This window comes from Bradyrhizobium sp. 1200_D9_N1_1, from assembly GCF_052075915.1.
Classification (GTDB): Bacteria; Pseudomonadota; Alphaproteobacteria; order Rhizobiales; family Xanthobacteraceae; genus Bradyrhizobium; species Bradyrhizobium diazoefficiens.
The window spans coordinates 2,397,117-2,412,242 of sequence record NZ_CP197226.1 but is presented as its reverse complement, the minus strand read 5'-3'; the positions used below and the strand labels follow the sequence as shown (position 1 = coordinate 2,412,242).

General features: G+C 63.4%; 17 protein-coding genes. 2 read left to right on the top strand and 15 right to left on the bottom strand.

Annotation, left to right across the window (positions count from 1 at the left end; all coding sequences use genetic code 11):
• Window positions 1–68: 68 nt before the first annotated feature.
• Window positions 69–956, bottom strand: a complete 888-nt coding sequence (locus AB5K84_RS11700; RefSeq protein ID WP_011089580.1) for a dienelactone hydrolase family protein — start codon at window positions 954–956, stop codon at window positions 69–71.
• A 659-nt stretch (window positions 957–1,615) separates the two neighbouring features.
• On the opposite strand from AB5K84_RS11700, the gene AB5K84_RS11695 reads away from it, so the two are divergent.
• Window positions 1,616–2,194 carry a MarR family winged helix-turn-helix transcriptional regulator gene (locus tag AB5K84_RS11695; protein WP_011089582.1) on the top strand — a complete coding sequence of 193 codons (579 nt, stop codon included), beginning with the start codon at window positions 1,616–1,618 and terminating at the stop codon, window positions 2,192–2,194.
• 13 nt (window positions 2,195–2,207) lie between these two features.
• Here the strand turns inward: AB5K84_RS11695 and AB5K84_RS11690 are convergent, their stop codons facing one another.
• On the bottom strand, window positions 2,208–3,158 hold the full coding sequence (locus AB5K84_RS11690) for a hypothetical protein (RefSeq protein ID WP_441232398.1): 951 nt from the start codon (window positions 3,156–3,158) through the stop codon (window positions 2,208–2,210).
• Between the two features lie 822 nt (window positions 3,159–3,980).
• On the opposite strand from AB5K84_RS11690, the gene AB5K84_RS11685 reads away from it, so the two are divergent.
• Window positions 3,981–4,751, top strand: a complete 771-nt coding sequence (locus AB5K84_RS11685; protein ID WP_028175236.1) for a response regulator transcription factor — start codon at window positions 3,981–3,983, stop codon at window positions 4,749–4,751.
• 214 nt (window positions 4,752–4,965) lie between these two features.
• Here AB5K84_RS11685 and AB5K84_RS11680 read toward each other — a convergent pair whose 3' ends face one another.
• From AB5K84_RS11680 to AB5K84_RS11620, 13 genes are all read right to left on the bottom strand, one after another.
• Window positions 4,966–5,424, bottom strand: a complete 459-nt coding sequence (locus AB5K84_RS11680) for a hypothetical protein (protein WP_011089586.1) — start codon at window positions 5,422–5,424, stop codon at window positions 4,966–4,968.
• A complete protein-coding gene (locus AB5K84_RS11675) occupies window positions 5,421–5,933 on the bottom strand; it encodes a hypothetical protein (protein ID WP_011089587.1) in 513 nt (170 codons plus the stop codon). The genes AB5K84_RS11680 and AB5K84_RS11675 overlap by 4 nt, the downstream gene beginning before the upstream one ends.
• Window positions 5,934–5,976: 43 nt before the next feature.
• Window positions 5,977–6,456, bottom strand: a complete 480-nt coding sequence (locus tag AB5K84_RS11670; RefSeq protein WP_028175235.1) for a rod-binding protein — start codon at window positions 6,454–6,456, stop codon at window positions 5,977–5,979.
• Window positions 6,453–6,872: a hypothetical protein gene (locus AB5K84_RS11665; RefSeq protein ID WP_028175234.1), complete on the bottom strand. Its 420-nt coding sequence runs from the start codon at window positions 6,870–6,872 to the stop codon at window positions 6,453–6,455. Before AB5K84_RS11665 ends, AB5K84_RS11670 begins: the two co-directional genes overlap by 4 nt.
• Window positions 6,873–6,877: 5 nt before the next feature.
• A complete protein-coding gene (gene fliR / locus AB5K84_RS11660; protein WP_011089589.1) occupies window positions 6,878–7,630 on the bottom strand; it encodes a flagellar biosynthesis protein FliR in 753 nt (250 codons plus the stop codon).
• Window positions 7,627–9,708, bottom strand: a complete 2,082-nt coding sequence (gene flhA, locus AB5K84_RS11655) for a flagellar biosynthesis protein FlhA (RefSeq protein WP_011089590.1) — start codon at window positions 9,706–9,708, stop codon at window positions 7,627–7,629. Before flhA ends, fliR begins: the two co-directional genes overlap by 4 nt.
• A gap of 78 nt (window positions 9,709–9,786) precedes the next feature.
• A complete protein-coding gene (fliQ, locus tag AB5K84_RS11650) occupies window positions 9,787–10,053 on the bottom strand; it encodes a flagellar biosynthesis protein FliQ (protein ID WP_008130649.1) in 267 nt (88 codons plus the stop codon).
• On the bottom strand, window positions 10,050–10,472 hold the full coding sequence (flgD, locus tag AB5K84_RS11645; RefSeq protein ID WP_011089591.1) for a flagellar hook assembly protein FlgD: 423 nt from the start codon (window positions 10,470–10,472) through the stop codon (window positions 10,050–10,052). Before flgD ends, fliQ begins: the two co-directional genes overlap by 4 nt.
• Before the next feature lie 15 nt (window positions 10,473–10,487).
• Complete coding sequence (flbT, locus tag AB5K84_RS11640) at window positions 10,488–10,898, bottom strand: flagellar biosynthesis repressor FlbT (protein WP_011089592.1); 411 nt, start codon at window positions 10,896–10,898, stop codon at window positions 10,488–10,490.
• Window positions 10,898–11,242: a flagellar biosynthesis regulator FlaF gene (gene flaF, locus AB5K84_RS11635; protein ID WP_028175231.1), complete on the bottom strand. Its 345-nt coding sequence runs from the start codon at window positions 11,240–11,242 to the stop codon at window positions 10,898–10,900. The genes flbT and flaF overlap by 1 nt, the downstream gene beginning before the upstream one ends.
• A gap of 66 nt (window positions 11,243–11,308) precedes the next feature.
• A complete protein-coding gene (locus tag AB5K84_RS11630) occupies window positions 11,309–12,367 on the bottom strand; it encodes a flagellar hook-associated family protein (protein WP_011089594.1) in 1,059 nt (352 codons plus the stop codon).
• Between the two features lie 3 nt (window positions 12,368–12,370).
• Window positions 12,371–13,846 carry a flagellar hook-associated protein FlgK gene (gene flgK / locus AB5K84_RS11625; protein ID WP_011089595.1) on the bottom strand — a complete coding sequence of 492 codons (1,476 nt, stop codon included), beginning with the start codon at window positions 13,844–13,846 and terminating at the stop codon, window positions 12,371–12,373.
• A 34-nt stretch (window positions 13,847–13,880) separates the two neighbouring features.
• A complete protein-coding gene (locus AB5K84_RS11620; protein WP_011089596.1) occupies window positions 13,881–15,113 on the bottom strand; it encodes a flagellar hook protein FlgE in 1,233 nt (410 codons plus the stop codon).
• Window positions 15,114–15,126: the final 13 nt, after the last annotated feature.

The window sequence follows — 15,126 nt, the reverse complement described above, 5'->3', positions numbered from 1 at the left end:
CTCTTGAATTGCTTGAGCATGATCTTGTCGGAAAACCGCTGCACACTTTTCCGGATCATGCTCCGGCGTCAGCTCAGGACGCCATATTTCTTGAACCAGGCCTCGGCCTGCTTCCAGGCATCTTCCGCGGCGTCCTTGCGGTAGCTGCCGCGGTAGTCGGCATGGAAGCCGTGCGGCGCTTCGGGGTAGATCTTGAATTCGGCCGTCTTCTTGTTCTGCTCGAGCGCCGCCTTGAGCTGCTCGACCTGCGCAACGGGAATGCCGGTATCGGCGCCGCCATAGAGGCCGAGCACCGGCGTCTTCATCTCGGGTGCGAGCTGGAGCGGGCTCTTCGGCCACAGTGGATTGGCGGGGTCGACCACCGTCCCATAGAAGGCGACACCCGCCTTGAGAGTACCGCCGTGAGCGGCATATTCCCAGACGGAGCGCCCGCCGCGGCAGAAGCCGATGATACCGAGCTTGGCGGTATCGCCGCCCTGCGATCCCGCCCACGCCACCGTCACGTCGAGATCGGACAGCAGCTCGGCGTCCGGCTTGGCATTCACGACCGCCAACAGGTCCTTGATGTCGGTCACCTTGGTCAGGTCGACGCCCTTGCGGAAGTAATAGTCGGGCGCGATTGCGAATGCGCCGAGCTTGGCCAGGCGCCGCGTCACGTCCTTGATGTATTCGTGCAGGCCGAAAATCTCCATCGCCACGATGATCACCGGCGCCTTGGTGTTGCCGGCGGGGCGGGCGAAATAGGCAGGCATCTCCTCGGAGCCGACCTTGATCCTGGCGTCGCCGGCCTGGAGGCCCTTGGTATCCGTCGCGATCACCTCGGCACGGACGGGACCTGCCGCAAGCGTGTAGCCAGCGGCGACGGCTGCGGTCGCGCTCATGAATCCGCGGCGCGAGACCGGGGCAACTTTCGTCAGCCCGACGACGTCGGATGTCATGATCGTTTCGAAACTCATCAGTCTATTCCTTCCTGCTGCCTGGTACCCCCGGGGGCGACGCATTCGCCAATAGTTGCCGAGGAAACGCAAATCACCAGCCTGCGAGCATGCGGTCTGCAGGCATGTCCCTGACGCCGCTCCCCCATGTCCTGCCTGAGCTGAATCGAGATGATGCCGCTGGCCGGCGATCGTCCGCGCAAGGCCACGCGCAAGCTTTCCGGATTTGATCGTGTGCCCGATTTAACCGCGTGGCTGCGCTGCGGCGCAACATCCATTAACCGAAAATAGGGGTTCTTCCGCCGCGCCTCACGCGGTCAGAAGCTGCAGACACTCCGCCCCCTCGCGCAATTCGAAACGCTTCGCCGCAACAAACGGGCTGCATGGTGGCCGCAACGACACATCATGTTGCCGGGATGTTGCGCGCTATCGGAATCCCGCACGCGAGCCGCCGTCATTTGACTGAAATTTTCAGAAGAGTTGAGCCGCGCGGTTTACTCGAACTTTCTTTGTGACGCTCTAGTTCCACGGCCGGAAGTTCCATCTCCGGAAACGGAGGACGTCTTCCCAGTGGGCGCGCCGTCCGACCAAGGATCGCCCGCGGGTTTCATTCTCGTCCACCCAGATTGCGCTCCCCCGAAGGCTCAGTTGAATAAAGCTTTATCCGACTTGGAAGTGAAATGAATTTGGCTCGCGAATCGATTGAACTGTTGGAGCAGGTCGCACGAATCCTCTGGTTCGAAGGCACCAAGCACGGCTTGCGCGATCGCGAGTGGATGGCGCTGCGCTTCCTCTCCCGCGCCAACCGGTTTTCCCGCACGCCCTCGGCGCTCGCGAGTTACGTCGGCACCACGCGCGGCACCGCCTCGTTCATCATCGGCGAGCTGGAACGGCTCGGCTATCTCGAGCGAAAGCGCTCGGCCAAGGACAAGCGGTCGGTGATGCTGAGCGTTACGCAGCCGGGCAAGAAGTTCCTGGCGCGCGATCCCGTCAACGTCCTCGTCGAGGCGATTGCTGTGCTCGACGACGAGGCCAAGATCCGCTTCCGCGACGCGCTCCGCCACGTGCTGGACCAGTCGGACGCGGCCGAGCAGCGGCACCATACCGACGTCTGCAAGCGCTGCATCTTCCTCCGGGAAGATCGCACCGCGGCGGACGGCAAGACGACGGTCGAGTTCAGCTGCCGCCTGTTTCGCGCGCCAATCGCGGAGCCGGAGGTCGATCTGCTATGCACCAGCTTCGAGCATCACCGCCAATAGAGGCGGCGCTCGATCACGGCGTTGCCTTGCGCGACGAGTAGATCACGCCCCCGCTGGATTCGACCACAAGGCGCCCGTTCTCGTTCCGGATCTGCTCGATGCGGCCAAGGCCGGGCACCTGCTGCCCCAGCACGGCCTCGATGACGCCGTTCGGGCTTTGCAGGATCGCAATCCCCTCATAGGCCTGGCGCACCGACCAGCCCTTGACCACCTTCCGCGGCACTGATGCGCGCTCGGAGGGAGACACCGAGCCCGTGACCTCGGGCGCTGCGAGCGAAGCCATCATCGGCGCGGCCTGCGACGACGGCTGCGATTGCGCCACTGTCGGCGCCGGAGCCTGGGCTTGCGCCTGGGCGAGCTTGTCGAGCTTGACCGTCGAGGACGAGCTCACCCGCTCGATGCGGTCCAGATTCTCGGCAAACCTGCCGAAGCGATCGTTGGTCGCCTTGCTCGATTGATCGACCGCGGTGCGCAGGCCGTCGAGATTTTCGGACACGCCCGACACCTGCTTGCGCAGCTGGGCGACCGTCTCGCGCAGATTCCTGATCTCCGTATTGGCCGCGACATTGTTCTGGGCGGGCTGCGTGGTGAGATAGGCAATCACACCGGTGCAGGCGCAGACCACCAGGATGGCGGCGACCGCCAACGTTGCGAGCGGCGCGACCCAGGTCGGACGGGGCGGCGGCGGCTTGGCCACGATCACTGCCGGCTTCATCACGACCGGCGCGGGCTTGGGTATCGCCATCTTGTCGAGGCGCGCCTTGGCGCGAATGCGCTTCAGCCCCTCGAGCGCCTCTTTCGCCAGCGCTTCGTCGCTCGCCGCAGCCGACGCACGCTTTGCGCTCGCGGCAGGCTTGGCCGTTTGCGTCGCGCTGTCCCTTGTATTGCGTGGCTCCGGAGCCGGCTTCGCCGCCGAGGAAACGTCAGCGGTCTCGTTGGGACGAGCTTTTCCATCGGACAACATGCGAGAATGCTCCGTTCGGTTAGATCTATCGAACGACGAATTTATTTGTCGAAGCTTGCCCGAAACGTGCGCATCGAAAACTTTTCATCACGCACGATGCGACGTCGCATGAGTCAAACGCGTCACGCACGTGGCGAGAGTGCGACTCGAAAGACACACCCTCGCCAAGATTTCGCCAAGCTGGAGTCGCCTCGCCACACATGAGTCGAATTGTCGCATGTGGAAAACCGGTGGAGAGAGTCAATCCGGGGTTGAAAACCCCTCCATACGCCTACCCCGCAGCACCACCCGAAATAGCTGTGATTATACGGGGATGCGGAACTATAGATCCGTCACGGTGCAAAACTAGTTCAAAATCCAAATCAACTGATGCGATTGAATATATCAAGAAACAACTCGAAACAAACCAACAGCATCAAACACACATAGCAATCGCTTTGATGCGCGCGCTTGATCGGAAATCGGCAATTGTTACGGTCCTATCCAAGTGATTCTCGCCAGTTGGCGAGGAGATCGGCAAGGTTCAGTAGCGTTCGGACGCGATAAGCAACTTGGCGCAACTGTTCTAGGTCGCTGTCTCAATCCGCTCCGCGAGGTGATCCGTAAGACACCCGCCGAGCCTCACGCAGTAAGCGTTCAGTATCGAGTCGAAGTAACAGGCCCGCGGAAAACGCAGGCACTGAATGCGTAGGGCTGCCCGCGAATATCGAAACCATAACAACGGTTCGCGGGATGGAAATATCGTCAAACAGCATGGTCGCCGAGCCGGGCATCACAACAACCAACCGGCCGCGATAAGTGCGAAACAGGGGCGAAAGACTGATGTATATTATCGTTGATGATCGTGAGAGCGTCACGAACAGCTACGTTGGAGGGCTCGTTCGCGAAGGCGTATCGTCGATCGGCTTCTCCTCCGGAGAATTCTGGGACTGGCTGCAATCTGCGAGTGAATCGGACCTGGCAGCGGTCGACGCCTTCCTCCTCGGGGATTGCGACGCCCGCGGAAGCCTGCCGCGGGCGATGCGCAAGCGCTCCTCGGCTCCCATCATCGCCATGAGCGGCCAGAAGATGCTCAAGAACACGCTGGAGCTGTTCGAATCGGGCGTTGACGACGTCGTGTACGTGCCGATTCACCTGCGCGAGATCCTCGCCCGAACGGCCGCGATCGCGCGCCGCCGGGTGGGCGAGTTGCCGAGACCCTGCGAGACCAGGATCCAGGTCTTCTTCAACGGGCGCGACCCCGAGATCGCGGGCCACGCCCTCACCCTGCCCCGCCGTGAATTGCGTATTCTCGAATATATGGTCAGCAACCACGGCAAGTGGATCACCAAGACGCAGATCTTCAACGCGGTCTACGGCATCTTCGAGTCGACCTTCGACGAGAGCGTGATCGAGAGCCACGTCAGCAAACTGCGCAAGAAGCTCCGCGACCGCCTCGGCTTCGACGCGATCGTGGCCCGGCGTTATGTCGGATACCGCCTCAACATCCCCGCCGGCGAGACCGTCGACGTGCCGATGCAGGAGCTCGACGAGGTCGGCATCCTCCTCAACCGGGCGCACATCGCCCCGGCGGCCTATCCGGCCGGTAACTGACGCGGCTGAGCGCTGCCGCGAAAAACGACAACGGCCTCTGCGGAGCACCTTCGCAGAGGCCGTTGTACTTTCGGCGGCTGAGACGGCAGAAGGCAAGGCCCCGAGGCGCGAGGCGCCGCCATACCAAAGCGCTGCGAAATCAGGGGCGCGCTTTGGTTTCCAGGTCGAGCACGATCCTTCCGGAAAGCCGCTTCGCGCCTGTCCGGGCCATGCGCTAGGGTTTCTGCTGGAATTCTTCCTTCGAGACGTAGTTGAAGTCCTCGACCAGGACGTCCTGGACGACGTCGGCCTGCATCCGCTCGTTGACGCGCTGCTTGATGCCCGTCGTGAGGATGGAGAGGTCGTAGCGCGCGAGCTTCCTGAAATCGAGGCGGTCGTCGGCATAGATCCTGCGGAAGGCCTCGTCGACGACGAACGGCTCCGGCGGAACGTTGAGCTGGTGCATGGTCCGCGCCTCCACGGTGTAGACGAAGCGCGCGACGATGTAGCCCTGCACATTGCCGTTCTCGACCATGGGCACGCTCAGCGCCCGCGTCTTCTGGTATTGGAGCCCGTCGAGATATGCGTCCTTTGCCGGCAGCAGGCTGCCGTTTTCCTTCCAATAGGCCACGGCGTAGCTCGTGCCTGCCGTGAGGATGCAGACCCAGAGCCCGGCAAGCACGAGTCTGATCATTTTCCGTCCTGCGTTGCGCGACCGGTATAGGTGCCGTCCGAATCGGCATCCTTGATTGCCTTGACGATGATGGTCGCGACCTCGCGCACCGCGTCGTAATGCATTTCGAGGATGGAACGATTCCGCTCCAGCTTCTCGCGCAGCCGCTGGACCTCCTCGGTGATCTCGACCTCGCTGCCGAGATGCATCCGCGCCCGCATCAGGCGGACGAACTCGAGCATGCTCCGGCTCTTGCGGGCGCTGAAATCGTCGAAATCGATCTTCTTGCCCGTCGCGAGCGCAACCGTCTCCTCCTCGACGATACTCTCGAGCCTGCGGATCGCCGCCAGCAGGCCGCGCACTTCGTCCGCTCTCGCCGCCTCGGCCCTGTCGACCACCGCCTCGCCGCCGACATTCGGCAGCAGCACGGGCAACAGCGCATTGCTCGATGCCGCTTCAACCGTCATCGCCTCGGCGTCCACGACCGGCTGCTCCATCACCAGGACCGCCGCGCCTTCTTGTGCCTGCATTGGAAATTCACCCCTCAACTTCTGTCACCCATTCCTCGGATCATCATCCGGCCTTCCCCGTCACGTCCGGCCCCGCCGGATGCGCGCCGGCAAGCTGCCTCGCAATGCCGATGCCCTTGCCCTTCGCGAGCTGGTTGCCGAGTTGCTCCGCCAGCATCGACTTCCAGACGCTGCCGGCGGTCCCCTTGCCGAAGAGTTCCTCGGATTCCTTCGGCAGCATCGTCTCGACGAAGGTCTGGAGGATGAACGCCTCGAACTTCCGATAGACCTCGCCGGACGCTGGCGCCTTGATCACCTGCACCGGCGCCCCGTTCACCGCACCCGACTGCGCTTCGGAAACCTTCGCCGCGGATTGATCGGCACCAGCCGCCGCGGCCTTGCCGGCCTCCGCGTCCATCGTCGCGGCGAAATCGGCGGCGGATGATTTCAGCGCATCGAGCTTCGCGGTCGCCGCGCGTTGCGTCACGGGATCGGCGGCCTCGATAACGTCGAGAACGAGGTCGGGTGTCGCTGTCACGATCATGTCTTGTTCCGGCTGGCTGGCCGTGGCGTCCACTCGCGCACGGTGAGGCTTGTTCCCGTCATCTCCTCGAGCGAGCGCTTCTCCGCCTCGCGAAGCTTGTCCGCGAGCGCCGCCTTGGCGACTTCCTCGAGCTGTTTCACGCGCCGGCTCTCCGCACGAACCTGGTCGAGCTGCCGCGAAGCCTGCTCATTCACGGCGCGCGCGCCGACGCTCGTCCTGTTGAGGCGCCGCGCGATCGACGCGCTCGACGACCCCGCCGGCGGCTTGCCCTCGTTCAGCGCCCCGACCAGCCATTCCTGTTCGTCCTGCAGGCTGCGCTCCTGCTGCCGCAAGTGCGCGAGCTGCCATTCGGACAGCCGGAGCTGGAGCTTCACGAGCGAGACCATCCGACCGAGCTTGTCTGCGCGCGACCTCATGACGGTCATTCCGACAGCCAGGACGAGACGCCCAGCATGAATTGCGTCAGGAGCTCGTCGCTGGTGAGATAGAGCAGCAGGAAGCCGCCGAACAGCACGAACGGCACGGAGATGAAGTAGACGGGAATCGCCGGCGTCAGCTTGTTGATCAGGCCGACTGCGAGGTTGACGATGACCGAATAGACGATGAACGGGCTGGCGATCCGCAGCGTCAGCACGAACGCCTCCGACAGGCGGCTGACCAGCTGGTCGAGCGCCATGCTGCCGCCGAGCCTCGCACCGGGATGCCAGACGTCGTAGGAGTTCATCAGCCCGCGCAGCACCTGCCAGTGCTGGTCGGTCATGAAGAACAGCGTGGTGACGGACGCCATGATCAGCGGCACCAGGGCCGGCGCCGGATCGGTGTCGCCGATCGGCGTGCCCGGGATATTGCTGAGCCCGATCGCGCTTGCCATCACGGTCGCCATGGTCTGAAGCGCCAGGAAGAACACGCGCCCGCCGAGGCCGATGACGCTTCCGACCAGGACCTCGGAGCCGATCAGGAGTGCCAGCGTCAGCGGCGCCGCTTGGTCCGTCAGAGGTTTCAGGACCGCGATCAGGATTGGCGTCAGTGCAAACGTCGTGACGAGCGCGATGAACAGGCGGACCTGGGCCGGAACGTTGACGCTGGAATAGCCGGGCACGAACATCAGGCAGGCGCCGATCCTGCAGAACACGATGAAGGTCACCAGCACGCTGTCGGCGAGGCTGCTGATCACGATATGGCTCCGAGCGCTCTGATCTCGGCGCTGCGCGCGACCTCCACATGCGACAGGACCGGCAGTGTCGGGAACACCCGTTCCAGGATCATCCGGACATAGGGACGGGCCTCCGGGGTCACCGCCAGCACCACGCTGGTGCCGTTCTCGGTGAACTTGCGGATCGCCGCGCTGGCTTCCGTCGCGAACTGCTCGATCAGGCGCGGATCGGCGTCGAATTCGACGACGTCCCCCTTGGGGTCGCGCTTCAGGCTCTGGTGGAAGGCGAGATCCCAGCGATTGCCGAGGCGGACCACGTTGAGCACGCCGTTGTCGGAGAGGTCGCCGCAGATCTGCTGGGCAAGCCGCGTGCGGACATGCTCCGCCACCTGTTCGGAGCGCCGCACATGGGGCGCGATCTCCGCGATCGCCTCGAGGATCAGATGGAGATTGCGGATCGACACGCGCTCGGCCAGCAGGATCTTCAGGATCGCCAGCAGGCCCGAATAGGAAATCTGTGACGGGCAGAGATCCTCGATCAGGCGCTTGTATTCGGGATCGAGCCGGTCGAGCAGCCCGCGCATGTCCTTGTAGGACAGGAGCTGGGCGAGATTCGCCCTGATCACCTCGCTCAGATGCGTGAGCAGAACCGACAGATTGTCGACCGGTTTGCAGCCCTGTCGCTTGACTTCGTCGGTGAAAGCCTCCGTCACCCACAGCGCCTTCATGCCGAAGGCGGGTTCGATCACCTCCTCGCCGGGCACGTCGGGCTTGCCGTCCTTGTCGACCAGCACCAGCACCTCGCCGAGCCTGAGCTCGCCATGCGCGACGCGGGTGTCGTGGATCCGGATCTGGTATCCCTTGGGATCGATCGACAGATTGTCGGTGAGCTTGATCTCGGGAATGACGAAGCCGTACTGCTTGGCGAACTTCTTGCGAATCTTGGCCACGCGATGGCCGAGCTCGGTGCGCGATCCCAGCAGATGGACCGAAAGATGACCGCCGAGCGCCAGCTCGATCTCGGCGGTCTTTAGCGATTCCTTGACCGATTCCTTGGCCGCGGTCTGGGCGCGCTCGTCGGCCTTGCGCGCATCCTCTTTCCGATCCCGCGCCGCCTGACGCCTGGGCAGCGTGTAGCCGACGAAGGCCATGACGCCGCCGAGCAGCACGAACGGCGCCATCGGCAGCCCCGGCATGATGGCGAGCACGAACATCATCAATGCGGCGGCCGACACCGCGCGCGGATAGCCGCTGAGCTGCCGCAGCACGGCCTGCTCCGCCGAGCCCCTGGTGCCGCCCTTGGAAACAAGCAGGCCCGCCGACAGCGACACGATCAGCGCCGGCATCTGCGACACCAGGCCATCGCCGACAGAGAGCTTCGTATAGACGTCGGCGGCGCGCGACAGCGTCAGGCCGTGATGGGTGACGCCGATGATGATGCCGCCGAAGATGTTGATCGCGGTGATGATCAGGCCGGCGATGGCATCGCCGCGGACGAATTTCGAAGCACCGTCCATGGCGCCGAAGAACGCGCTCTCCTCTTCGAGCTCGCGGCGCCGGCGCTGGGCCTCCTTGTCGTCGATCAGGCCCGCGGACAGGTCAGCGTCGATCGCCATCTGCTTACCGGGGATGGCGTCCAGGGTGAAACGGGCGCCGACCTCCGCGATACGCGTAGCACCCTTGGTGATCACGACGAAATTCACCGTGACCAGGATCGCGAAGATGATCAGGCCGATGACGAAGTCGCCGCCCATGACGAATTTCGAGAAGCCGGCGACGACATGGCCCGCGGCCTGTTCGCCCTCCCCGCCGCGCGACAGGATCAGGCGGGTGGTCGCGACGTTGAGCGCCAGCCGCAGGATCGTTGCGATCAGCAGCACGGTCGGAAATGCGGAGAAGTCGAGCGGCCGCTGGATCCACAGCGCGACCATCAGGATCAGCGCCGACAGCGCGATCGAGAACGCCAGGCCGAGATCGATCAGGATCGGCGGTATCGGCAGGAACAGGATCGTGAGCATGGCCACGATGCCGCCCGCAAAAAAGGCATCCGCCCCGAGTCGTCGCGGGTTTGGCAGGCTAGCAGCTAACGTATCGGCCATGGGTCACCGGCAGAGGGTCCGCCCGGTAATCTGCCGTGCAAAGCTTACGCGAGGGTGGTGGCCGGTCGGCCCGCGGGATCAGAAGCCGCGCTCGATATGCGAATAGACCATCTCGGTAAAGGTGGAGAGATGCGCGCCGATGAAGGAGCCGGAGATCGCGACGACCACCAGGATGACGATGATCTTCGGAACGAAGGTCAGCGTGACCTCCTGGATCTGGGTCAGGGCCTGGATCAGTGCAATGATGGTGCCGACCAGCATCGCCGCGCCGACGGCAGGCCCCGAGGCGACGATGATGGTCCAGATCGCCGCCTGGACGATGTCGAGGGCGTCTCTCTCGTTCATGACTGGCTGATCGTGAGGCCAGGCCCGACCGCGACTTTCGTGCCGTTCTCGAGGGTCGCGACGGAGCCGTCGCTGTTGATGGAGATCGACTTGACCTTGCCGGAGAAGGTCGCTCCGGTCGCGTCGGTGAAGCTGACGGTTTTTCCGATCAGCCCGTCGGCCTGCGACAACGACTGCGAAGACAGCAGCGCATCCAGCTTGGTGTTGGTCTGCATGGCCTGCTCGACCGTCGAGAGTTGGGCGAACTGGCTCATATATTGCGAGGTATCCATCGGATTGGTCGGATCCTGGTTCTTCATCTCGGCGACGAGAAGTTGAAGAAAGGTATTGTAGTCGACGCTGTTGCTCGACGTGGACGTCGTGGAGCTGGTCGAACTGGACGACTTGCTGGTGCTGTCGGTCGCGCTGGTGACGTTCATGTAGCCTCTCCGCTGTCAGGCAGCCTCGAATGGGATGTCGGTGGCGACGCCGGCCAGGATAGCCTGCTCCACCGGGAACAGCGCCCGGATCCGCTTCAGCGCCTCGAAGTAACGGGTTGCCCCGACCAGCTCGTCGATCGCGACAAGCCCGTCCAGCATCTCGCGGCTTTCGCACACCGCAACCAGGGCCGCGTGATGCTGGCCGTAGAGCGCCGAGGCATCGCGGACATCGGTGGGGTTCATCAGCATGAGCTGGACGATGAAATACAGCTGCCGCATCGCCGTGGTGGCGTCGGAGGCCTGCATGATCTGCCCCTCGAGCAGAAACATCACGTCGTTGACGAGCTCGACGGAGACCTTGCGGTCCACGCGCAGCACCGCACCGTTGATGTAGATCCGTTCGCCCGCCCGCAAGGAGATCTTCATTAAAGTGCGTCTCGGATCAGGCGGTTGATTTCGATGAGCTGCATCACGTCGCCCGACTTCTCTTCGCGAAGGCGATCCGCCTCCTTGATGACCCACAAGCCGATCGAGATGATGTCGGCGCGCAGCTTGTCCGGGAGGCCGTTCTCCGGGTGCGAGAGATCCTCGATGAAGATCGTCCACAGCCGGCGCACATAGAGCAGGCTCTGGACCAGATCCTCGAAACTAAAGGGCCCCTTCTCGATCCGCTCGAGCCGGTCGATGCCGAGGCTGAGCGCCTGTCGCTCGCGGCCTCTCTCCTGATAGCCGCTCTCTTCAACGACAGCTTCATAGGCTTCAAACGTCATCAGGACCACTCTGCGGGGAAACCGAATAGCAAGACAAAAGGAGCGAACCTTGCAATGAGCCTTGGCTCAGAGATAGTTGATGAGGCTGATCTTCTGGAGCTGCGAGGTCAGCGCCAGCGCCGTCTGGATCTGGGTCTGCAAGGTGTTGACCCGGACCGATGCCTCGGTTGGGTCGACCTTCTCCATACCGACGATCTGATTGTTCAGAATGTCCTGCTGCGTCTTGAGCTTGTTCGTTGCTGAGGTGATCCGCTGCTGGACCGTGCCGACGCCGCCGCCGAGCGTGGCGAGGTCCGTGATCGCACCACCAATGAGGCCGATGGCCTTGTCCACGACGACCTGGAACGTCTCCTGGCTGAGTTTTGCATTCCCGAGATCCGCCATCATGGTGTAGGCCTCGGCGAGCTTGCGGAAGCCGGTCTGGTTGGCGCTGACGGACGTATCGGCGACCTCGGTCGTGGAGATACGGCTTTGCATGACCTGGTCAGTGGCCGATGACCAGTTGGTATTCCAGGCCGGGCTCGCGAACTCGGCATCAAAGGTGGTGTTGAGAAAGGTCTGCATCTGGGCCGGGGTGATGCTGCTCACGCTCGCCGAGGATTGCGGAAATCCGAAGCCCGTGGGCGGCGCTGCGGCGAAATCCGCGTCGACCTGGTTCTTGCTGGCGGAGCCCGTGGCGTAGGCGGTGATCGGCATGTTCTGCGTGTTGATGCCCGAGAAGAGATACGAGCCGTTATACGAGACGTTGAGCGCGCCGATCAGATCCTGGAGGTTGGCGGACGCAGGCGGCAGGACGATCCGCCCGCCATTGTCGGTACTGCGGGCCGCGATCAGGTCCTTGAGAAAGGACGTTGCGGTCGTGCCGAGCTGGGTGATCCGGGTTTGCGTCACGTCGAGGCGTCCCGAGACGAGCTCGTTGGTATCGACGAGCTGATCGGCGAAGCTCCAGTCCGCCCGCAGGGTGAGGTCGCCTCCCGTCGTGGCACCAAGCTCGAGGCCAACATCGGCGAAACGGCCGGTGGTCGCCTCCTTCGACGCCTTGCTCAGCGCAGCCTGGTTGTTCGTGATCGAGGTCCTCAACGACGAAGACAGCATCAAGGTCGAGATGTAGTTCGCGCTCATCATGGCTTAATTCCCCACGGCGGCCAGCAGGCTCTGCAACATTTGGTCGACGGTCGAGATGATCTTCGACGAGGCCGAATAGGTGCGTTCGACCTGAAGCATCAAGGACATCTCGTCGTCCATGTTGACGCCGCTGACGTTGGACAGCGCCGCGGTGCTGCGGTCGAGCAGCGTCTTCTGGTAGGTTACGTTGGAGTCCGCGGTCTTGCGCTGGTTTTCGATCCAGCTCGTCGACGACGACGCGAAGTCGATCAAGCTGCCACTCGGCTTGCCTTGCGTGGTCACATCGAACGGCTGCGACGCATCCATGCCCCCGATGAGCTGCTGTAGCCGGGCCGAGTAGCCGGCGTTGCCGGCGGTGTTGTATCGGTAAGCAACGTTACCGCTGATCGCACCGTCGCGCAGCAGATTTGGATTGCCGCCCTGCGCCGGATCGACCGACGCCGCGACACTGATCAGGCCGGCAAGGCCGACCGAGACGGTGGCGCTCGCCGGTATCGCCGGCGCGCCGGGATAGGTGAAGAGACCGGGAACGTCGGGCAGCGCCGCCGCGGTCTGATCGCTCTCCCTGAATGTGTTGATCAGGCCGCGCGCGATTTCGTCGAGCTGACTCTGATAGGTGACGGAGTCCTGGTCACGCAGCTGAGCGAGGCCGGCGAGCTTACCCGACTTCAGCGGCATCACCGAATTGGCGCCGGTTACCGGCACACCGTCGATATAGACCGCATTGCCGGTGGTGCCCGCCGTATAGATGTTGGTCGCCGTGAAGCTGACCGTTCGCGCCGTCTTGTCGAACAGCACGACACCGCTATCGGTGTAAAGCGCAGCGTCGCCGTTAGCGCGGATCGACATCGAGACGCCGACCTCCTGCGACAGTTTCGAAACGATGCTGTCCCGCTGGTCGAGGTAGTCGGTGACGTCGTCACCGGCAATCGTCCCCCTCACGACCGCGTTGTTGACCTTGTCGAACTGCGTAAGGAGCTGGTTGATGTTGGCGACCGAGGTCGCCATGTCGGCGTCCGCGCCCTCACGGACCGATTGCACGGTATTGGTCGCCTGGTTGAGCGCCGTCGCCATGTCCTTGGCGGACGTGATCGCCGCCTGCGCCAGCGTGGTGTTGTCGGGGGCGTTGGCATATTGCTGCAGCGCCTTCTTCAGCGCATTGAGCTGCGCCGTCGGCGACTGGTCGAGCTCCGTATCGTCCACCGTGGCAGATGCGATCTTCTGGAGACCGTCATAGATCGCGCCCTGCTTGGCCGACGACGAGGTCGCGGTCAGGACGTTGTTGTAGAGACCTGAGCTGGCGGCGCGCTGGATCGACGCCACATAGACGCCGGCCCCGGGCAGATTGTCCAGCACGGCGATCTTGCGCGAATAGCCGGCGGCGCTGGCACCGGCGATATTGCGCGAGATCGTCGAGGACTGGATGCCCGACGCCATGAGCGAAGCGCGAGCGGAGTCGAGAGCAGCGGTAAGGGACATGATTTGCGCTTGCCCGGAATGGGCGCTGAGGAATTCAGCGCTTCAGGTTGACGACGACGTCGAGCAGATCCGCGCCGGTCTGGAACGATTTCGAGTTCGCGGTGAAGCCGCGCTGGGCCTCGATCATCCCGGTGAGCTCATCCGCGAGATCGACGTTGGAGTCTTCCAGGGCGCCGGACTGGATCGTCCCGAGTCCGCCGGTGCCGGCATTCCCGGCCTGCGCGTTGCCGGAGTTCATATTGGTCGAATAGACGTTACCAGGCTCCGGCGTCAGATTGTCGGGGCTCGGGACATCGGCGAGCATGATCGTGTAGAGCGTCATCTGCTGGCCATTCTTGAGGATCGCCGTGACGTGGCCGGCGTCGTCGACGTCGACCTTGTCGATCGCGGCGGGGGCGCTGCCGTTGACGGTTGCCTTGAAGCTGAAGTCGGTTCCGGTCTGCGTCATGTTCGACAGGTCCATGGTCACCGCCGCACCGCCGGGAACGGTGAAGGAAAGAGTCGTCGGGCTCGCCGCGGCCAGCGCGCCTTTGCCGGTTGCCGTGGTATCGAAGGTGAAGGTGGTGGCGGCGCCGACCGACGTACCCGTCGCGGAGTTATAAGCCTGGATCTGCCAGGTGTCCGAGCCGGCGGCCGTCGCAGTGTGGGACATGTAGACGTCGAGCGTAACGGCCTGGCCGATATTGTTGTAGGCCACGATCGAGCTCTTCGATGAGTACGACGCCGGGCCGGGCGGACCGGCGATCACAGCCGCTTTCGGATCCAGATTGCCGGTCGTGAGCGTCCCCGCCGTCGACGGCACGGGCACTTGCGAAACCTGGGCAATGTTGACGATCTGCATGCCGGACAGGCTGTTCTGCGAGAAATTGGTCACTTTACCGGGCTGCCCCAGAAGGTAATAGCCAGCCGCGTTGACCAGATTACCCTGGGCGTCAGGCACGAACGAGCCGGCACGCGTCAGATATTGCTGCGTGTTGTTGGCGTTCGACACCACGAAGAAGCCGTTGCCCTGGACCGCGAGGTCCGTGGTCGACGTGGTGAACTGCGTGTGTCCTGCGTCGCTGATGGCGTAGCGGACAGTCGTCTCGACGGCGCCGGAATCGTAATTGCCCGAACCGCTCTTCAGGATCAGTGACGAGAATTCCGTCGAAGCCCGCTTGTAACCGGTGGTGTTGACGTTCGCGATGTTGTCCGAGACCGTCGACAGCTTGTTGGATTGCGCGGACATGCCGGAAACGCCGGTGCGCATAACACCATACAGGCTCATGGATTGGGCTCCT